Raw genomic sequence first — 19,904 nt, forward strand, 5'->3', positions numbered from 1 at the left:
TCGCGCGCCCAGCCGCGACGGTTTGGCGCGCTGCGCTCTGGGCATTATCATTCGTCTCCGCGACAGCCACAGGTGAGTCCATGACCGGCTCCGACGAAACGCTCTACGCCAAGCTTCTCGGCGAAACCGCAGCAATCGGCTGGGCCGAGCTGCAGCCTTTTTTCGCCCGTGGCGCGCTGCTCTGGGTCGCGCCCGCGCTGGACCTGGTGGAAGTCGCCCAGGCCGTGGCCGAGGACGACGGCGAAAAGGTCGGTGCATGGATGCGAGGCGGTGCGCTGGGCAAGATCGAGGACGCCCTCGCCGAAGACCTGGTCGCCCGCGATCCGCCGCTCTGGGCGGTGGTGGTGGCGCCCTGGGTGCTGGTTCAGGAACGCGACCTCGGGCAGGGTGCCAGGCACTGAAACTATCCACGGGCAGACAGTCCGATCCTTTATGCCTTACGGGAGCACCACATGTTCGAATCGGGCCATCTGCATCTTCACCACCTCAGCTTCCCGGGTATGCCGGACGGGCAGGAGTTCTCCATCGACGTGCACTACGAGGTACGCAGTGACGCGCAGGAAGGGCAGATGCTGCACATGCTCATGAAGGGCGACGTGGACGGCAAGGCCTTCGAGGAGACCTTCGAGCTTCACCGCGACGACGCCTTCAATTTCGCCACCAAGATCAGCCGGATCGCCGAGCAGCATGGCAGGCATCCGCATTTCGGCAGCGTGTTCGTCGATCACAAGGATTTCGACGCGATGTTCGCCGACATCCGCCGGCTGCTCGATCTCAAGCCCGGCGAGCCGATGAACCTCGATCACCTCGGCCAGGACGGTCTTTGAGCGGCGCCAGCCCGGGCCGGGCTGACGTCCGACGCTTGCAGGAGCACCTTTGGATGAGCGCGTTGCCGAAGCTCGCCTTCGCCGGCACAGGCCTGATGGGCCAGCCCATGAGTCGCCGCCTGCTGGCGGCCGGCTATCCGCTGCGGGTATGGAACCGCAGCCCGGACAAGACCGAAGCCCTGGCCGCGGCCGGCGCGATGGTCGTCGATGGCCCCGCTGCGCTCTGCGCCGGTAGCGACGTCGTGATGCTCTGCCTGAGCGATACCGCGGCGGTGCGCGAGGTGGTGTTCGGCGCCGGCGGTATCGTCGAGGGCGCGCGGCCCGGCCAACTGCTGGTGGATTTTTCCAGCCTCGATCCGGCCGAGACCCGGCAGATGGCCGCCGAACTGGCCTCGCGCACCGGCATGCGCTGGGTCGATGCGCCGGTTTCCGGCGGCACCCTGGGCGCCGAGGCCGGCAGCCTGACGATCATGGCCGGCGGCGAGGCGGCGGACATCGAGCGGCTGCGGCCGATCCTGGCGCACCTCGGCCAGCGCCTGACCCATATGGGCGACGTCGGCGCCGGGCAGGTGACCAAGGTCTGCAACCAGATGATCGTCGCCTGCAACGCCCTGGTGATCGCCGAGGTGGTGGCCCTGGCCGAGCGCTCGGGCGTCGATGCCGCGCTGCTGGCGCCCGCGCTGGCCGGCGGTTTCGCCGACTCGAAACCGCTGCAGATTCTCGCTCCGCAGATGGCCGAACGGCGCTTCGAGCCGATCCGCTGGCACGTGCGCACCTTGCTCAAGGACCTCGACACGGCGGTGAAACTGTCCCGCGAGCAGGGCTCGGCGACGCCCATGAGCGGCCTCGGCGCGCAACTGATGCGCCTGCACGGCGGCCACGGTTACCTGGGTCGCGATCTGGCCACCCTGATCGAGCACTACCGGGAGTTGGAGGCATGAAGATCGCCGCGAACCTGTCCCTGCTGTTCACCGAATTGCCGCTGCTGGAGCGCATCGAGGCCGCCGCCGCGGCGGGTTTCGACGGCGTCGAGGTGCAGTTTCCCTACGAGGTGTCGGCCCAGGATTTCAAGGATGCCCTCGACGCTGTCGGCTTGCCGCTGCTGCTGTTCAATCTGCCGGCAGGCGATCTGATGCAGGGCGGCCCGGGGCTGGCCGCCATGCCGCAGCGCCAGGCAGAGTTCGACGAGGCCCTGCGCCTGGCGCTGGATTACGCCCGGGTGCTGCGCCCGCGCTGGGTGAACGTGCTGGCCGGGCGCCTGGCCGAGGGCGTTCCCCGCGAGCTGGCGTTGCAGACGCTGACGGCGAACCTGCGCCGCACCGCCGAGGCGTTCGCCGAACTGGGCATCGGTGTGCTCGCCGAAGCGATCAATCCGCTGGACATGCCCGGCTTTCTGATCAACACCCCGGAGCACCTGCAGACGCTGCTCGAGGCAGTGGCGCACGAGAACTTCCGCGCGCAGTTCGATCTCTATCACATGGCGCGCCAGGGCCTCGACCCGGCCGCCGGGATCGAGGCGCTCGGCGAGCGTATCGGCCATGTACAGTTCGCCGACTGCCCCGGTCGCCATGAGCCCGGCAGCGGCACGCTGGATTTCGCTTCGGCGTTGCAGGCGCTGCGTCGCAGCGGCTACCGCGGCTGGCTGGCGGCGGAATACCGGCCGGGCGGGGCAACCGTGGATTCCCTCGGTTGGCTGCCGAGCTGGCGCTCAGACCAGGCTGATCTGCCCGGATAACGGCAGCGGCAACTCCGGCCGTTCGGCGAGGAAGCTCTCCAGTTGCGCCATCGGCAGCGGCCGGCAGAACAGGAAGCCCTGCATGAAATCGCAGCCCTGGTCGCGCAGGAAGCTCACCTGCTCCTGCGTCTCGACGCCCTCGGCGACCACCTGCAGGCGCAGCGCGTGGGCCATCGCCAGGATCGCCTGGATGATCTGCCGGTCCTCTTCGGTCGCCGCCAGGTCCTGGATGAACGAGCGGTCGATCTTCACCGTGTTGATCGGCAGGCGCTTGAGGTAGGCGAGCGACGAATAGCCGGTGCCGAAGTCGTCGATCGCCAGGGACACGCCGAGCTGGCGGATCTCCTGGAGCAGCGAGATCGCCCGGTTGATGTTGCTCATCAGCGCGTTTTCGGTCACCTCCAGTTCCAGCATCTGCGGCTGCAATCCGGACTGGCGCAAGGCCTGGTCGACCTCGTCGGGGAGCTGTTCGTGGGCGAGGTTCAGCGCCGAGCAGTTCACCGTGACGATCAGCGGCGGATGACCGCGCGCCTGCAAACGGGCGACGTCGTGGCAGGCGCGGCGCAGCACCCAGCCATCCAGTTCGGTGATGAAACCGTTGGCCTCGGCGATGCCGATGAAGCGGTCCGGCGAGAGCATGCCGTGCTGCGGATGCTGCCAGCGCACCAGGGCTTCGAGCTTGGTGGTGCGGCCGCTGCGCAGGTCGATGATCGGCTGGTAGAACAGCTGCAGCCCCTCGTCGCGCGCCAGCGCCTTGCGCAGGTCCTCCTCCAGTTCCAGCTCGAACGACGCCTTGCTGCGCAGCCGTTCGCTGAAGAAGGTGAAGTGGTTGCGCCCGCTGCCCTTGGATTGATAGAGCGCCATGTCCGCGTGCTTGAGCAGCTCGTCGCAGGCGTCGCCGTCCTGCGGGAACAGGCTGATGCCGATGCTGGTGGTCATCACCATGCTGCGCCCGGCGAGGGCGATCGGCTCCTTCATGGTCTGCATCACCCGTTGCGCCAGCAGGCGCGCGTCGTCCTGCTGCTCGAGGCTGGCGAGGATGCAGAACTCGTCGCCGCCGAAGCGGGCGATGGCGTCGCCCTCGCGCACCGCGCTGCGGATGCGCTGGGCGATCACCTGCAGCAGCTCGTCGCCGGCGTCGTGCCCGAGGCTGTCGTTGATCCGCTTGAAGTGGTCGATGTCGAGGAACATCACCGCCATGTCGCGGCGTTGTTCGGAGTGTTCCTCGAGCTTCTCGGCGAACAGCGCGTTGAAGCCGCGACGGTTGAGCAGGTTGGTCAGCGCGTCGTGGTGCGCCGCCTTCTTCAGCGACGCCTGGGCATGGTCGAGCTTGCGCAGCAGCGCGTTGACCCGGCGCAGGTCGCGCTCCTTGCTTTGCAGCTTGCGATTGGTCCAGGCCGCACCGAGGCTGATGACGATGATCATCAGTGTGATCAGGCCGATGCTGAGGCCGAGTTGCAGGGTGTCGTTCGCCGGCTGCAACTGGAGCGGCGTGCCTTCCGGCACCGCCAGCGTCATCGCGTGCATCCCGGTGAAGTGCATGGAAAGGATCGCCAGCGCCACCAGCGCGCTGGCGCCGAGCTTGAGCAGGCGCTGGCGGGACGTGGTGCGCCGGCGGAAGTGCATGGCCAGCAACAGGATCACCAGGCTGGCGGCGACGGCCAGTATCAGCGAAAGGACGAAGAGGCGCGGGTCGTAATGCTGGCTGGCCGGGGAGACGATCGACAGCATCCCGCTGTAGTGCATGGCGGAGATGCCCAGGCCGATGCAGACCGCCGACACCACGTAACGCCGCATCGGCAATGCCGGTTTGTTCAGGGTGAACATCGTCAGCGCCGCGGTGATCAGCGCGATGATCAGCGAAGCGAGGGTCGCCGGCAGCGTGTAGTGGATCGGAATCGGCGCGCGGAAGGCCAGCATGCAGAGAAAATGCAGCGACCAGATGCCGCCGGCCATGCACAGCGCGCCCAGTACGCCCCAGGTCAGGCGCCCGCGCCGCCGCCGCGCATGCACCATGCGTTCGGTGATGCCCAGGGTGGTGAATCCCGCTGCCGTGGCGACGATGAAGGCGAGCATCACCAGCCAGCCGTTGTGCATGCAGTGCAGCGCGACCATTCCGTCCCTGGGCAGGTTGAACAGGGCTGCAAGACCGGGCGATTCCATGTTGATCGGGACTCCAGGCGGGGACGCTTGCCCTTAGAGCGTGTGGCGGTTTCTTTGTTCAAATAAACGACGCCAGAGAATCGTCGTTATATCGCAGCAACTGCAAGGCTGTCGCATTTGCTGACATAACACCCGCGAATGGTCGCAGACACCCGGGGCCTGCCGTCTTAGATTGCAGTCAGGCGCCTGGGCCGCGGTATGACCAGGGAAGTTATAACAACAAGAGAGACCGACCCATGCAGCCCTCCACGCAAGCGGCGAATGCCTGGCGCATCCTGTTCCTGCTGTTCCTCGCCAACCTGTTCAACTTCTTCGATCGCACCATCCCGGCGATCATCATCGAGCCGATCCGCCACGAGTGGGGCCTCAGTGACCTCCAGCTGGGCCTGATCGGCACCGCCTTCACCCTCGTCTATGCCATCGCCGGCGTGCCGCTGGGGCGCATGGCCGACACCGGCGCGCGGCGCAAGATCATGGGCTGGGGCCTGGCGGCCTGGAGCGGTCTTACCGCGATCAACGGCCTGGCCTGGAATTTCTGGAGCTTCCTGCTGATCCGCATGGGCATCGGCATCGGCGAGGCCAGCTACGCGCCGGCCGCCAACTCGCTGATCGGCGACCTGTTCCCCGCGCACAGGCGTGCCCGCGCCATGGGCATCTTCATGCTCGGCCTGCCGCTGGGGCTGCTGCTGGCGTTCTTCACCATTGGTGCAATGGTCGAGGCGTTCGACAGCTGGCGCGCGCCGTTCTTCATCGCCGCCGTGCCTGGCCTGCTGCTGGCGGCGTTCATGTTCCTGATCAAGGAGCCGGCACGCGGCGCGGCGGAGACGGTCAAGGTGGATGCCGCGCCGGTGGAGAAACCGCTGCGCAAGGTGCTGGTGATCCGCACCTTCTGGTGGCTGACGCTGGCCGGCCTGGCGTTCAACTTCGCCACCTACGCCTGCAACTCGTTCATGGTGCCGATGCTGATGCGCTACTTCCTGCTGCCGTTGCAGCAGGCGGCAGTGGCGACCGGGGTGATCGTCGGCGTGACTGGCCTGATCGGCCTGACGCTGGGTGGCTGGGTGGCGGACCGGTTCCACCAGAAATCCGAGCGCGGGCGCTTGATGTTCGCCGCGGTGAGCATGCTGGTGGCGGCGGTGGCCACCGGTTTCGCGCTGTTCTCCGGGCGTATAGAGATCGGCCTGTTCATCACCGTCTACAGCATCGGCTGGCTGTTCTCCTACAACTTCTACACCTGCGTCTACACGGCGATCCAGGACGTCATCGAGCCGCGCCTGCGCGCTACCGCGATGGCGCTGTTCTTCGCCGGCCTGTACCTGCTCGGCGGCGGCCTCGGCCCATTGGTCGTCGGCGTCCTCTCCGACTACTTCGCCCAGGCCGCGATGCACGCCGCCGGCGCCAGCCAGATGAGCGAGGCGTTCAAAGCGGTCGGTCTGCACAACGCCATGTACCTGATCCCCTCGGCGCTGTTCGTCACCATGCTCTGCCTGCTCCAGGCGATGCGCAGCTTCGCCCGCGACTCGCGTGCGATGCAGGCTGGGCTGGTGGCCGCCGCCCCGGCGGCCTGATCGGCACGACGAAAAAAAGGCCCGCATCTGCGGGCCTTTTTCGTTTCCGGGGGCTGGCGCCTCAGCCGGCGACCAGCACGCGGATCGCCTCCAGGCGCAGCGCGGCCTTGTCGAGGCAGGCCAGGCCTTCCTCGCGCTGGTGGCGCAGCGCATCGATCTCGCTGTCGCGCACGCTCGGGTTGACCGCCTGCAGCGCCACCATGCGCGCCAGCTCCTCGTCCAGTTCGGCCATCAGGCGGTGCTTGGCCTGTTCGACGCGTTCGACGTGGCGCGGGCTGACCTTCGCCTCGGCGGCGTTGATCTGCGGGCCGAGCACGTCGCGCTGGGCCTGGATGAACTTGTTGGCGCTGGCCCGTGGCACGCTTTCGAGCTGATCGTTGAGGGTCTCGAAGGCGACCTTGGAGGCCAGGTCATTGCCATTGCCGTCGAGCAGGCAGCGCAGCGCCACCGGCGGCAGGAAGCGCCCGAGCTGCAGCGCACGGGGCGCCACCACTTCGCTGACGAACAGCAGCTCGAGCAGCACGGTGCCGGGTTTCAGCGCCTTGTTCTTGATCAGCGCCACCGCGGTGTTGCCCATCGAACCGGCCAGCACCAGGTCCATGCCGCCCTGCACCATGGGGTGTTCCCAGGTGAGGAACTGCATGTCCTCGCGGGCCAGCGCCTGGTTGCGGTCGTAGGTCACGGTGACCGCCTCGTCGTCGCCGAGCGGGAAGCTGGCGTCCAGCATCTTCTCGCTGGGGCGCAGCACGAGGGCGTTCTCGGAGTGGTCCTCGCTGTCGATGCCGAATGCGTCGAACAGCTCTTCCATGTAGATCGGCAGGCTGTACTGGTCGTCCTGCTCCTCGATCGCCTCGACCAGCGCGACACCTTCGCCGGCACCGCCGGAGTTCAGTTCCAGCAGGCGGTCGCGGCCGGAATGCAGTTCGCCTTCGAGGCGCTCGCGCTCGGCGCGCGCGTCGTCCACCAGCGCCTGCCATTCGCCATCGTCGCCGCCTTCGAGCAGCGGCAGCAGGCGCGGGCCGAACTGGTGCTGCAGGGCATTGCCGGTAGGACAGGTGGCGAGGAAGGCGTTCAGCGCCTGGTGGTACCACTGGAACAGGCGCTCCTGGGCGCTGTTTTCCAGATAGGGCACGTGCAGCTGGATGACGTGCTTCTGGCCGATCCGGTCGAGGCGGCCGATGCGCTGCTCGAGCAGGTCCGGGTGCGCCGGCAGGTCGAACAGCACCAGGTGATGGCTGAACTGGAAGTTGCGGCCCTCGCTGCCGATTTCCGAGCAGATCAGCACATGCGCGCCGAATTCCTCGTCGGCGAAATAGGCGGCGGCGCGGTCGCGTTCGAGGATGTTCATGCCTTCGTGGAACACCGTGGCCGGAATGCCGGAGCGCACGCGCAGGGCGTCCTCCAGGTCGAGCGCCGTTTCGGCGTGGGCGCAGATCACCAGCACCTTGAACTTCTTCAGCATCTTCAGCGTGTCGATCAGCCACTCGACGCGCGGGTCGAAGCGCCACCAGCGCTCTTCGCCGGCGTCCGGCTGCGCCTGGTAGCTGAGTTCCGGATACAGCTCGGCCTGTTCGCCGAGCGGCAGCTCCATGTACAGGTCCGGATTGGGCAGCGGATACGGGTGCAGCTGGCGCTCGGGAAAGCCCTGGACCGCGGCGCGGGTGTTGCGGAACAGTACGCGGCCGGTGCCGTGGCGGTCGAGCAGTTCGCGGACCAGGCGGCCGCTGGCGTCGATGTCGCCGTCGCTGATGGCGGCGATCAGTGCTTCACCCTCGGCGCCGAGGAAGCCGCCGATGGTGGCCTGCGCGGCCGGCGAAAGACGGCCGTTCTCCAGCAGCTCCTGCACCGCCTCGGCGATCGGCCGGTAGTTGGCGCTCTCGGCGCGGAACGCTTCCAGGTCGTGGAAACGGTTCGGGTCGAGCAGGCGCAGGCGCGCGAAATGGCTGTCCTGGCCAAGCTGCTCCGGTGTCGCGGTGAGCAGCAGCACGCCGGGAATCACTTCGGCCAGCTGTTCGACCAGCGCGTACTCGGGGCTGGCCTTCTCCGGATGCCAGACCAGATGGTGCGCCTCGTCGACCACCATCAGGTCCCAGCCGGCGGCGAACGCGGCGTCCTGGGCCTTCTCGCTGCGCACCAGCCATTCCAGGGAAACCAGGGCGAGCTGGGTGTCCTCGAACGGATTGCTGGCATCGCTCTCGGCGAAACGTTCGCCGTCGAACAGCGCCACCTGCAGGTTGAAGCGCCGGCGCATTTCCACCAGCCACTGGTGCTGGAGGTTTTCCGGAACCAGGATCAGCACGCGATTGGCGCGCCCGCTAAGCAACTGGCGATGGATCACCAGGCCGGCCTCGATGGTCTTGCCCAGGCCCACTTCGTCGGCCAGCAGGACGCGCGGGGCGATGCGGTCGGCGACTTCACGGGCGATGTGCAACTGGTGAGCGATGGGTTGCGCACGCGCGCCGCCCAGGCCCCACAGCGAGGATTGCAGCACGCGGCTCTGGTGTTCGAGGGTGTGGTAACGCAGGGCGAACCAGTTCAGCGGGTCGATCTGCCCGGCGAACAGGCGGTCGCTGGCCAGGCGGAACTGGATGAAGTTGGACAGCTGGGTTTCCGGCAGCGTCTGCGCCTGGTTCTGCTCGTCGAGCCCGTGATAGACCAGCAGGCCATCGACGGTCTCGACTTCGCGCACGGTCAGCTTCCAGCCTTCGAAGTGGGTGATCTCGTCGCCGGGGGCGAAGCGCACGCGCGTGAGCGGCGCGCTGCGCAGGGCATACTGGCGGGTGTCGCCGGTGCCCGGGTAGACCACGGTGAGCAGGCGACCGTCCTGGGAGATGACCGTGCCGAGTCCCAGCTCTGCTTCGCTGTCGCTGATCCAGCGTTGCCCCGGTTGATACTGCTGCGCCATGCCGCTCTCCGTCTGAGAAATCGCTTCGAAAAAGCCGGTTATCTTAACGGAAGGACCGGCGCAGGGCGACGGCACTTGCCGATTCAGGCACAGTCCAAGGTGCTGCAAACGCGTTGCAACGACGAAAGGACAGCCGCCTGGCTAAAGGTAGCCGGCCGCGCGCCGACAGACATCGCAAGGAGGGATTGAAGATGCTATCGCCGATAACCCCAACCATGTTGCCGGTCGCCACCCAGCCGGACCCGGTCGTGCAACGTCCCGTGGTTCCCGCCGTCGCGCCGGTGCAGCAGACCTCTGCCGAGGATGCGGTGGCGCTGGACAGGCGCCACCCGCAGGAGACCGAAGAGCTGCTGCGCGAGGAGCAGCGTCGGCGTCAGCGCCGCCGTGCCTACAGCGCCGCCGAGCTGGCGGAGGGCAATGTCGACGAAGCCGATGCCGAGGCGGTGGAAGCCCTGCCGCGCCAGGGGCTGTGGGTGGATGTCGAGGTCTGAGTGACGTGGACCTGTTCGCCGACATCCCGCTGCAACTGGCCGACGCCGATCTGCGCTACCAGCCGGACTGGCTGGACGCCGAAACCGCCGATGCCTGGCTGCAGGCGCTGATGTGCGATACGCCCTGGGAACAACCGATCGTGCAGGTGCATGGCCGGCGCCTGCCGGTTCCGCGCCTGGTCGCCTGGTATGCCGATCCCGGCATTCACCTCAGCTATTCCGGGCTGACCCATCGCGCGTCGAGCTGGACACCGTTGCTCGCGCAGATTCGCCGGCGCGTCGAAGACGCCGCGGGGCAGGCGTTCAATGGCGTGCTGATCAACCACTACCGCGATGGCCAGGACTCCATGGGCTGGCACGCCGATGACGAGAGCTACCTGGGGCGCAATCCCGTGATCGCCTCGCTGAACCTGGGCGGCGCGAGACGCTTCGACCTGCGCCGCAAGGGGCAGAGCCGCATCGAACATTCGCTGACCCTCGGCCACGGTTCGCTACTGGTGATGGGCGGTACGACGCAGCATCATTGGCAGCACCAGGTGGCGAAGACGCGCAAGGCCTGCGCGCCCCGCCTCAACCTCACCTTCCGTTACTTGCAAACCCAGCATCGTTAGCCTGGATGCGCAGTACGGCGCAGACGTTTTCTGCGGAGCCGGCATGAGTGGGAGCGACCCGCGAGGCCATTCGATGGGTTTCGCCGGGCGGGGCGGTTCGCAACGGGTGTGCGGCACCTTTCGAAAAGCGCTTGGTTTTCGTCCGATTCACTAATTAGAATCAGTCTCATTTGATATCCGTCGCCCGGGTTCCTTGAGATGACTGAAGCAGTGACGTCGACGGAGCGGTCCCTTGATGCCTTGTACCGCGACCACCATGGCTGGCTGGAAAGCTGGCTGCGCCGGCGAATGGGCAACGCGTGGGATGCGGCGGACCTCAGCCAGGATACCTTTCTGCGGGTGCTCGCCAGCTCCCAGAAAATCGCCGACATGCGCGAGCCCAGGGCTTATCTGCTAACCGTGGGCAAGCGCCTGCTGAGCAACTTCTACGCGCGACGCAGCCTGGAACACGCCTATCTCGAAGCCCTGGCGCAAATGCCTGAAGACAGCGCGCCGTCTGCGGAACAACGCTGGCTGCTGCTGGAAACGTTGCACGCGCTCGATGAGCTGCTTCGACGGGCTGCAGGCCCAGGTGCGCCGCGCCTTTCTATTGAGTCAGCTCGACGGCCTTGGCTACCGCGATATTGCCGAACGCCTGGAGGTTTCGGAGCGCACCGTCAAACGCTACATGGCCCAGGCCTACGAGCATTGCCTGCTGGTGGAATGGTGACGCGCCGAGTGCCCTCGAACGAGGATCGCGAGGTAATACGCCAGGCGGCTCAGTGGTTGGCGCTGCTGGAGTCGGCGGGCAGCCGCGAGGACGATCACCCGGAGTTGCAGCGCTGGCGCGAGAGTTCCACTACCCACGAGCGCGCCTGGCAGAAGGCCCGCCAACTGCGCGAGCGCTTCTGCGGCCTGCCGTCGGGGCTGGCGATGTCCACTCTGGACCGACCGGATCAGGGCCGTCGCGCGCTGCTCAAGCGAGCCTTGGGCATTGCCGCGGTGGTTCCTGCAGCCTGGTTGCTGAGCCGGCAATTGCCGCTGGATGTCTGGCGCTCCGACCTCCACACCTCCACGGGCGAGCGCCGTAAGTTACCGCTGGCCGCAGGTAGCCTGTTGCAACTCAACACCGACAGTGCCGTGAACCTGGACCCGGGCAATGGCGTCGTGACGCTGCTGCGTGGCGAAATTGCGCTGAGCGTGCCGGGTAACGCGGCACTGGCTATCGAGGCGCCATATGGGCGCATCCTCGTGGGTCGGAGCGCGGTCTGTGTACGGCTCAATTCCAACGACTGCCAGGTGTCAGTGCTCAGCGGCTCGGTTCAGTTGCAGCCGTTGCGGGGCGTGTCGATGGATTTGCATGCAGGTCAGCAGGTCCGACTGGCGTTGAACGGGGCAGGGCCGGTCGGCGTCTTCGACGTTTCCGCGCCCGGTTGGCGCGAGGGCGTACTGACGGCGCAGGACCAGGACCTGGGTGACTTCCTGCGCGAACTGAGCCGTTATCGCGCCGGCCTGTTGCGCTGGGAGCCGGAGCTCGAAAGCCTTCGTGTCACCGGCACATTCCGTCTCGACGACACCGACCAGATCCTTTCGTTGCTGGCGGCCAGCCTGCCGGTCGAGGTGCAGATGCGTAGCCGTTACTGGGTCACGCTGCGGTCTCGCAAAGCCTTCACGCAGAAGAACAGTGCGTAAAGCCCGTCCCTTTTTTTCAGCTCGCCGGTCATTCCCGGTAAGTGAATAAAGTACGAGAGACTTGCCATGTCCGCTGCACCGCCTTTTCGTAAAAGCCCGCTGTCGCATCTCGCCTTGTTGCTGGCCCTGAGTTCCCTCCCGCCATCCATCCCGAGCAGTTGGGCAGACACGCCGCCGCTGCGTAGTTACGAGGTCCCTTCCGGTAGCCTGGGTTCCGCACTGACGCGTTTTGCCGGGCAGGCAGGTGTCAGCCTGTCGGTCGACCCGGCGCTGGTCAGTGGACGTACCACGGCCGGTCTTTCCGGGCAGTATGGCGTCGAGGAGGGCTTCGCCCACTTGCTGCTGGGCACCGGCCTGCGACTGGTGCCCGTCGGCGAGCAGGCCTACACCCTCGCGCCGGTCGCGGAAGGCGGAGCCCTGCAACTGGCGCCCGCCTCGATCATCGCTGCCAGCGGCTCGGCGGACGGCCAGGCCTATGCCGGCGGCCAGGTCGCCCGGCTCGGCTCGCAGGGTTTGCTGGGTTCGCGCGACTTCATGGATACGCCGTTCAGCATGACCACTTACACCTCGGAGGCGGTCAAGAATCAGCAGGCACGCACCCTGGCCGATCTGACCGCCAGCGATCCGGCGGTACGCTCCACCAATCCGGCGGGCGGTCGTTTCGAACAATTCACCATCCGTGGCTTCAGCCTGTTCAACAGCGATGTGTCCTACGGCGGCCTCTACGGCATCATGCCGACGTACTCCATCGACATGGAGATGGCCGACCGGGTCGACATCATTCGCGGCCCGACTCAACTGATCAACGGCATATCGCCGCGCGGTAGCGTCGGCGGCGGCATCAACATCGTTCCCAAGCGCGCCACCGACAAGCCCATCACCGAATTTACCGGCACCTATGTCTCCGACAGCCAGGTGGGCGGCGCGCTGGACGTAGGCCGCCGCTTTGGCGATGACAACCGCTTCGGCATCCGCTTCAACGGCGTCAAGCAGTCCGGCGATACCGAGTGGGATCACCAGAAGGTCGACCGCGAGATGGCCGTGCTCGGCCTGGACTTCCGCGACGAGCGCCTGCGCCTGTCGATGGATGTAGGCCATACCGAGCGCGACACCGATGCGCCCCAGGAGCGCGTGCTGGTAGGCGCCGATGCGCCCGTGCCCAGGGCGGATGATGTTCGCCACAACTATGCCCAGGCCTGGACCAAAGCCCGGACCCGCGACACCTTCGGTGCGATACGGGGTCAGTACGACATCGACGACTCGCTGATGGTTTACGGCGCGGTCGGGGCACGTAAGAGCAACCACGACTTCCTGCGCCACAACGTATCGATCACCAATGCCGCAGGCGACTTCAGCATCCAGCCGCGCGACTTCACCCGCGACGAAGACGTACGCACGGTCAACGCCGGTGTGCGCAAATGGTTCCGGACCGGCGCCGTGAGCCATGAGGTGAATCTGGCTGCCGACTATTTCTCGATGGACTTCGAGAACGGTGGCGGGCGTTACGCCAACCGCCCGGGCAATCTTTACGACCCGGTCACTACGCCCGAGCCGACCGTGCGGACCCGGAACGACGCGAAGGTCTACACCGAGAACCGCTTCAGCGGCGTCGCCCTGTCCGACACCCTGGGCTTCTTCGAGGATCGGATGCTCCTGACGCTCGGCGCGCGCTGGCAGCGGGTGAAGGTCGACGACTGGGAGAATGGCATCAAGGGCGAAACCTCCTACGACGAGGAAAAACTCTCGCCGTCGGTTGGCGTGCTGTTCAAGGCTATCGATCAGTTGTCGCTTTACGCCAACTACATGGAAGGGCTGAGCCAGGGCAAGATAGCTCCCTCGACCGCCAGCAACGAAGACGACATATTCCCCCCTTTCATCAGCCGCCAGCTTGAGGCCGGTGCCAAATACGACATGGGTAAGTTCGCCATTACCGCTGCAGCATTTCGCATCAAGCAGCCTGCCTATGAGACAGGTGATGCGCCCGCTTCTGGTGTAAAGGGTACCTTCGGCCCGAGCGGCAAGCGGGTGAACGACGGTATCGAGTTGAGCCTGTTCGGCGAGCCCGTCGGTGGCGTCCGCCTGCTCGGCGGTGTGATGTACATCGACAGCAACCTGGAAGATACCAACAACGGTGGCGCCAACGATGGTAACCGCGCCCCGGCCACGCCCAAGTACAACGCCAACCTAGGTGCCGAGTGGGACGTGCCAGCGCTGCAGGGGCTAACCCTCACCGCCCGTGGCATCTACAGCAGTTCCCAGTATCTGGATCAGGCCAACACCAAGGAAATCGACTCTTGGACGCGCTATGACGTTGGCGCCCGCTACGCCTTCAAGGTCGATGGAAAGACCATTACCCTGCGCGGCACTGTCGAAAACCTGCTGAACGAGCGGGACTGGATCTCCGCCGGCGCTTCGGACGATAGCGAGCCAGGTTTGACGCTCGCCACACCGCGTACCTACATCCTTTCGGCCACGATCGGCTTCTAGAACCGGCGAAGTGCCTGGGCGCCGGCCCCGGCACTTCGCCGGATACCGTTCCGCGTATGGGGACCGGAAAGGAGATCATCTCGAGTGGTCTCCGACCGATGTCCATGGCTGAGGTAACGCCACGCATCCCGTAAGGCCGATTGAGCGGTCAATTGCAGACAGCTCGATAAAAATGCAGGAAAATTGCACCGAAAAGGCGTCGGCGGCATAGGCACTATGGGGAAGGTCAACATGAGCGACGACAAATTGATCGACTTCGCCGCCGAGCGAGACAAACGCATCCACGATCTGCGCGACAAGCGCCTGGATGAAATGCGTCAGGCCTTCGAGCAGGCGATGCCCCTGGCGAAAAAGAAGAAGCCGAAGAACAAACCGAAAAAACGCTAGAACCCCCGCCATCCGCGGCCATCGGTCGCCCATCAATCCGCCAATGCTTGACTCAGGTCATTCCCCCAGGAAGCTGTCGGATTGGCTTTCCCCGCACTTGATTCAAATCAATTTTGCCCACGTCGAGGGTGACTATCTTGGACCCATCCAAGCATAACGCCCCATCGCAGGAGGCCATCCATGTTTCTAGATGAAGTGGTAATCGCAGGTCTGCTTATCGTCGGACTCTGTGTCGTTTTCTGCACCAGTTTCGGACTTTTCATCTGGAAGGATTCGAAGAAGCAAAAAGCAAACTGATCCTTCTTTAAAGAGCACGCAAGGCACTTGGGGCGACTTCGGTCGCCCGTTTTTTTGCCTGCAGAAAAGTGGTTTGGGCATAGCCGTTGTCGATTTTGCGAGCGCCGAGCCCGTCATCCTTACCGCCTTCCGCCTTCCGCCTTCCGCCTTCCGCCGTTTTCCGTTCGGCCCGATCGAGTGGCTCGACGTGCATTCCGCCCACGCATTCCCGCCTTGTCAGCGAACCGACCCGTGATCGGTCCCTGAGTCGTGCCTCCCCGTGTTCCCTCAGCCCGCCATGCGCTCGATTTTCGCCGGGGTGCGTTGCATCAGCACCTTGCCGTGACGGATCGAGACCAGCGCGTGGCCCTGGCTGCGGAGCATTTCGTAGTCGCTGGGTGCGGAAAGAATCAACAGGTTGGCCGGGCGGCCGGCATCCAGGCCGTAGCGCTCGCCCAGGTTCAGGGTGCGCGCACTGTTGTCGGTGATCAGGTCGAGGCCGCGCTGCAGGTCGTCGTAACCGAGCATGTGGCAGATGTGCAGGCCGGCTTCGAGGATGCGCATGATGTTGCCATTGCCCAGGGGATACCACGGGTCGACGATGGAGTCCTGGGCGAAGCAGACGTTCATCCCGGCGCGGTCGATTTCCGCCACCCGCGTCAGGCCGCGGCGCTTTGGATAAATGTCGAAACGGCCTTGCAGATGAATGCTCTCGGTCGGGCAGGAGATGAAGTTGATCCCGGACATCTTCAGCAGGCGGAACAGCTTGGAGCAGTAGGCGTTGTCGTAGGAACCCATTGCCGTGGTGTGGCTGGCGGTGACGCGTTCGCCCATGCCGCGCACGCGGGCTTCCTCGGCCAGTACCTCGAGGAAGCGCGACTGCGGATCGTCGGTTTCGTCGCAGTGCACGTCCACCAGGCAGCCGTTGCGCTCGGCCAGGTCCATGAGGAACTTGATCGAGCTGACACCCTGGTCGCGGGTGTTCTCGAAGTGCGGGATGCCGCCGACCACGTCGGCGCCGATCACCAGCGACTCTTCCATCAACGCGCGGCCGTTGGCGTAGGACTCGATGCCTTCCTGCGGGAAGGCGACGATCTGCAGGTCGATCAGGTGGCGGGTTTCCTCGCGCACCTCGACCATCGCCTTGAGCGCGGCCAGGGTCGGGTCGGTGACGTCGACGTGGGTGCGCACGTGCTGGATGCCGTGGTCGACGAGCATGTCGATGGTCTTCTTCGCCCGCGTCTTGCTGTCCTCGTGGGTCACCAGCGCCTTGCGCTCGGCCCAGCGCTCGATGCCTTCGAACAGCGTGCCGCTCATGTTCCAGGCCGGCTCGCCGGCGGTGAGGGTGGCGTCCAGGTGGATGTGCGGCTCGATGAAGGGCGCCGTGACCAGGTTGCCGGCGGCGTCGAGGTCGCCGGGGTTGGCGACGCTGCTGCCGACCTGGGCCTGGATCGCGGCGATGCGTTCGCCGCTCAGCTCGATGCGGTACAGGCCGTCTTTTCCGCGCAGGCGGGCGTTGACGATATTCATGCAGGACTCCGTGGATTTCGGGGAGACGATAGCCGCCAGATCATCAGAGCGACGGCGGTGTTCAGGCGCTGGTGCGGGTCGTCGAACGAGCGGCCGGTGAGTGCTTCGATACGCTGCATCCGGTAGCTCAGGGTGTTGCGGTGCACGGCCAGACGCTGCGCGGCCAGAGCCAGGTTGCCGTTCTCGTGGAACCAGGCCTCCAGCGTCGGCATCAGCACCGGTTCATAGCGCGAGTCGTCGCCGATCAACGCGCCAAGGGTGGTATCGACGAAGCGGTCGAGCAGCTTGCGGTCGCGAATCGCGCCGAGCAGTTCGAGCACGCCGAGTTCGTTGAAGCAGCATAACCCCAGGCGCTCCGGGAAGGATTGCGCGGCGACCAGCGCCTGGCGCGCTTCGCCGAGGGCAAGCGCGTAGCCGGACGGGCCATGGCCGCCGGCGCTGAGGCCGAGAAACAGCCGCAGCGGCGCCAGGGTTTGATTGAGTTCGTCGAGCAGGCCGGTCATCAGTTGCCGGTTGAGCTGCTCGCGCTGGGCGTCGGCGGCGGGCAGCAGGGCGATCCAGTGCTCACCCTGGCAGACCAGGGCAAGTGGCTCGCCGAGGTCGTTCAGGGCCTGTTCAAGACGTCGTTGCAGGCGCTGGCGGCTGGCCTGAAGGCTGCGCTCGGCGTCCTGCAAGTCGTCCCCGGCGAACAGTCGCTCGCTGTTTTCCAGCTTGAACAGCGCCACCTGGCGCGGCACGGCCAGCGGCAGGTGCAGGGTCTGGGCGCGCTGGGTGAGAACGTCGAGGGATTGGTAGTCGCCTTCCAGCAACTGCTCCAGGACGTGCTGGCGCGAGCGCCCGAGCAGTTGCTCCTGGACCAGCGCGGTGCCGATGGCCTGGGTCACCACCACCATCTTCAACTGGTAGGGCTGCTCGAGCAGCGGCACGCCGAGGCGCTCGGCTTCGGCGATCACCGCTTCGGGAATCTGCTGGATGAATTCCTCGCCGGTGAGGATGACCATTCCGGCGACCACCCGCTGCTGCGCTTCGCGCACCAGTTGCAGCAGGTTGGCCTCGTCGCGGGGATGGTTGATGCCGGTGACGAAGATCAGCTCGCCGCCCATCACCCAGTCGGCGATGCCTTCGTTCTCCGCCACGTAGGGCCAGCGCACCGGATTGTCGAGGCCTGCCGCGCCGGCGCGCAGGTGCATGCTTTCCAGCCCGGGGAGGGCGAGTGCGTCGGCGACGGTCAGGCTCATCAACGGCGGTCCTGGCGGATGTAGGACTGCCCGAGCGCCGCCGGTTCGGCGTTGCGCCGCGCCCGCGAGCAACTGGCGGCCACCAGCACGACGATGGTCAGCGCGTAGGGCAGCATGCCCATCAGGTACACCGGTGCGTCGAAGCCGCTGGCCTGCAGGCGTGGCAGCAGCGCCTCCACCGCGCCGAAGAGAAAGGCACCGAGGATCGCCCGCAGCGGGTCCCAGCGGGCGAAGATGACCAGCGCCAGGGCGATCCAGCCACGCCCGGCGACCATGTTCTCCACCCAGACGTTGCTCGCTACGGCAGACAGGTAGGCGCCGCCGAGGCCACCGAGGGCGCCGCAGCAGGTCACCGCGAACAACTGGTGCAGCTGCACGTTGACGCCGGCGACATCGGCGGTCGCCGGGTCCTCGCCGACCGCGCGCAGGCGCAGGCCGAAGTGGCTGCGGGCGATCAGCCACCAGCAGCCGAGGGTGAGCAGTATGGCCAGGTAGGCCAGCGAGTCCTGGGCGAACAGCAGCTGGCCGAGCAGCGGCACCTGGGCGAGGCTGCCCAGGTCGACGTTGGCCACGCCTTCGAAGGTGCGATGCACGTAGTCGCGGCCGAGCAGTCCGGCGGCGCCGAGGCCGATGGCCATGGTCGCCAGGCCGGCGAGAATCTGCTCGGCGCGCAGCAGCACCACGGCGATGCCGAAGCCCAGTGCGAGCAGGGCGCCGGCGGCTACCCCGGCGGCGATGCCGAGAACCAGGCTGCCGCTCTCCAGGGTCACCGCGGCGGCGGCCATCGCGCCCATCGCCAGGTAACCCTCGACGCCAAGGCTGACCACCCCGGCGCGTTCGGAAAGGATCAGGCCGACGCTGGCGACAAGCAGCGGGATGGCGGCGGTCGGTACGCTGCCGAGCCAGCTGCCGAGGAAGGCGATGTCCATCAGCGCGGCTCCTTCTTCATGTCGATGCGGTAGTGGGCGAAGAACTGCGCGACCAGCAGGCTCATCAGGATCAGCCCCTGCAGCAGCACGACGACGGCGTCGGACAAACCGTAGAACACCTTCAGCGTGCTGCCGGCGTTGTACAGCCCGGCGAGGGCGAAGGCGGTGGGCAGAATCCACAGCGGTTTGAAGCGCGCGACGAAGGCGATGACGATGCCGCTGAAGGTCATGTTCCAGCCGATGTTCTGTGTCAGGCGGTACTCGCTGCCGGTGATGATCAGGCCGCCGGCGAGGCCGGACAGCGCGCCGGAGAGCAGCACCATGATCGCCAGCGTGAGGCCCACCGGGATGCCGGCGGCGCGCGCCACCTGCGGGTTGGCGCCGATGGCGGCGGCGTGGAAGCCGAGCCGGCTGCGTTCGCTGAGCATCGCCACCAGCAGGGTCACGGCAAGGGCGATGAAGATGCCGCTGTGCAGGTTGCCAAAGCCGAGCAGCGCCAGGCGCTCGTCGCCGCCGATTTGCATCGACATCGGGAAGCTGTTGGCAGGATCGCGCCAGGCCCCGAACAGCAGGTGCTGCAGCAGCAGGTAGGCGATGTTCGAGAGCAGCAGGGTGACCACCAGTTCGCTGACCTGCAGGCGCAGGCGCAACAGCAGCGGCAGGGCAATCCAGGCGGCGCCGAACAGCGCGGAGGCGAGCAGCATCAGCGGCAGCCGCAGTGCCTCGGGGCCGACGCCGTAGAGGGAGACGGCCGTGGCGCCGATGGCGCCGAGCCAGATCTGGCCCTCGATGCCGATGTTCCAGAACTTCACCCGCATGGCGACCGCCGAGGACAGCCCGACGAGAATCAGCGGCACCGTCAGGGTCAGCGTCTGCGCCAGCCCCTGCGGGCTGATGAAGACCTGCACGAAGAGGTCGTCGAGCAGCGACTCGGTCGGTACGCCGGCCCAGACCAGCAGCGCCAGGCCGAGCAGGATGCCGGCAGCCAGGCCGCCGACGAAGGTGCCGACGCCGCGACGGCCGGACAGCGTCAGGCGGCGTTGCAGGGCGAAGGTGTAGGGCAGCGCGATCATCGTTTCATTCTCA

The 19,904-nt window shown here is 66.3% G+C and carries 17 protein-coding genes and 1 pseudogene; 12 read left to right on the top strand and 6 right to left on the bottom strand.

What is annotated here, in order from left to right:
* Positions 1-80 precede the first annotated feature (80 nt).
* From B2X67_RS17295 to B2X67_RS17310, 4 genes are read left to right on the top strand one after another with little or no spacing between them, the layout of a single operon-like run.
* On the top strand, positions 81-401 hold the full coding sequence (locus B2X67_RS17295; protein ID WP_090228606.1) for a DUF2288 domain-containing protein: 321 nt from the start codon (positions 81-83) through the stop codon (positions 399-401).
* A 51-nt stretch (positions 402-452) separates the two neighbouring features.
* On the top strand, positions 453-827 hold the full coding sequence (locus B2X67_RS17300; protein ID WP_282343381.1) for a DUF5064 family protein: 375 nt from the start codon (positions 453-455) through the stop codon (positions 825-827).
* A 53-nt stretch (positions 828-880) separates the two neighbouring features.
* A complete protein-coding gene (locus B2X67_RS17305; RefSeq protein ID WP_286786247.1) occupies positions 881-1,768 on the top strand; it encodes an NAD(P)-dependent oxidoreductase in 888 nt (295 codons plus the stop codon).
* Complete coding sequence (locus tag B2X67_RS17310) at positions 1,765-2,562, top strand: hydroxypyruvate isomerase family protein (RefSeq protein ID WP_286786248.1); 798 nt, start codon at positions 1,765-1,767, stop codon at positions 2,560-2,562. The genes B2X67_RS17305 and B2X67_RS17310 overlap by 4 nt, the downstream gene beginning before the upstream one ends.
* Here the strand turns inward: B2X67_RS17310 and B2X67_RS17315 are convergent.
* Positions 2,536-4,725: a putative bifunctional diguanylate cyclase/phosphodiesterase gene (locus tag B2X67_RS17315; protein WP_286786249.1), complete on the bottom strand. Its 2,190-nt coding sequence runs from the start codon at positions 4,723-4,725 to the stop codon at positions 2,536-2,538. The genes B2X67_RS17310 and B2X67_RS17315 overlap by 27 nt on opposite strands.
* Positions 4,726-4,961: 236 nt before the next feature.
* Here B2X67_RS17315 and B2X67_RS17320 point away from each other — a divergent pair, with 236 nt between their 5' ends.
* A complete protein-coding gene (locus B2X67_RS17320) occupies positions 4,962-6,293 on the top strand; it encodes a spinster family MFS transporter (protein WP_286786250.1) in 1,332 nt (443 codons plus the stop codon).
* A 61-nt stretch (positions 6,294-6,354) separates the two neighbouring features.
* On the opposite strand, the gene rapA is transcribed toward B2X67_RS17320, so the two are convergent.
* Positions 6,355-9,198: an RNA polymerase-associated protein RapA gene (rapA, locus tag B2X67_RS17325; protein ID WP_286786251.1), complete on the bottom strand. Its 2,844-nt coding sequence runs from the start codon at positions 9,196-9,198 to the stop codon at positions 6,355-6,357.
* Between the two features lie 191 nt (positions 9,199-9,389).
* On the opposite strand from rapA, the gene B2X67_RS17330 reads away from it, so the two are divergent.
* The 7 genes and pseudogenes from B2X67_RS17330 to ccoM all read left to right on the top strand — a co-directional run bounded on the left by B2X67_RS17330 (position 9,390) and on the right by ccoM (position 15,142).
* A complete protein-coding gene (locus B2X67_RS17330; RefSeq protein WP_273232857.1) occupies positions 9,390-9,689 on the top strand; it encodes an aspartate-semialdehyde dehydrogenase in 300 nt (99 codons plus the stop codon).
* A 5-nt stretch (positions 9,690-9,694) separates the two neighbouring features.
* Positions 9,695-10,300 carry an alpha-ketoglutarate-dependent dioxygenase AlkB family protein gene (locus B2X67_RS17335; protein WP_286786252.1) on the top strand — a complete coding sequence of 202 codons (606 nt, stop codon included), beginning with the start codon at positions 9,695-9,697 and terminating at the stop codon, positions 10,298-10,300.
* A 198-nt stretch (positions 10,301-10,498) separates the two neighbouring features.
* Positions 10,499-11,009, top strand: a pseudogene (locus B2X67_RS17340) (sigma-70 family RNA polymerase sigma factor).
* On the top strand, positions 11,006-11,971 hold the full coding sequence (locus B2X67_RS17345; protein WP_273232935.1) for a FecR domain-containing protein: 966 nt from the start codon (positions 11,006-11,008) through the stop codon (positions 11,969-11,971). Before B2X67_RS17340 ends, B2X67_RS17345 begins: the two are co-directional and overlap by 4 nt.
* 66 nt (positions 11,972-12,037) lie before the next feature.
* The gene (locus tag B2X67_RS17350; RefSeq protein ID WP_286786253.1) at positions 12,038-14,458 is read left to right on the top strand and encodes a TonB-dependent receptor; all 2,421 of its coding nucleotides are present in this window, start codon (positions 12,038-12,040) and stop codon (positions 14,456-14,458) included.
* A 231-nt stretch (positions 14,459-14,689) separates the two neighbouring features.
* Positions 14,690-14,845, top strand: coding sequence for a hypothetical protein (locus B2X67_RS17355; RefSeq protein ID WP_090228577.1), 156 nt, complete (start codon positions 14,690-14,692; stop codon positions 14,843-14,845).
* Between the two features lie 180 nt (positions 14,846-15,025).
* Complete coding sequence (gene ccoM, locus B2X67_RS17360; RefSeq protein ID WP_275937449.1) at positions 15,026-15,142, top strand: cytochrome c oxidase subunit CcoM; 117 nt, start codon at positions 15,026-15,028, stop codon at positions 15,140-15,142.
* Between the two features lie 267 nt (positions 15,143-15,409).
* On the opposite strand, the gene codA is transcribed toward ccoM, so the two are convergent.
* From codA to B2X67_RS17380, 4 genes are read right to left on the bottom strand one after another with little or no spacing between them, the layout of a single operon-like run.
* A complete protein-coding gene (gene codA, locus B2X67_RS17365; RefSeq protein ID WP_286786254.1) occupies positions 15,410-16,651 on the bottom strand; it encodes a cytosine deaminase in 1,242 nt (413 codons plus the stop codon).
* Complete coding sequence (locus tag B2X67_RS17370) at positions 16,648-17,889, bottom strand: PucR family transcriptional regulator (protein WP_286786255.1); 1,242 nt, start codon at positions 17,887-17,889, stop codon at positions 16,648-16,650. Before B2X67_RS17370 ends, codA begins: the two co-directional genes overlap by 4 nt.
* Positions 17,889-18,818: an ABC transporter permease gene (locus B2X67_RS17375; RefSeq protein WP_286786256.1), complete on the bottom strand. Its 930-nt coding sequence runs from the start codon at positions 18,816-18,818 to the stop codon at positions 17,889-17,891. The genes B2X67_RS17370 and B2X67_RS17375 overlap by 1 nt, the downstream gene beginning before the upstream one ends.
* A complete protein-coding gene (locus B2X67_RS17380; RefSeq protein WP_273232845.1) occupies positions 18,818-19,891 on the bottom strand; it encodes an ABC transporter permease in 1,074 nt (357 codons plus the stop codon). Before B2X67_RS17380 ends, B2X67_RS17375 begins: the two co-directional genes overlap by 1 nt.
* Positions 19,892-19,904 lie beyond the last annotated feature (13 nt).

The sequence above is a fragment of the Pseudomonas sp. UBA3153 genome (genome assembly GCF_002364635.1).
Classification (GTDB): domain Bacteria; phylum Pseudomonadota; class Gammaproteobacteria; order Pseudomonadales; family Pseudomonadaceae; genus Pseudomonas_O; species Pseudomonas_O kuykendallii.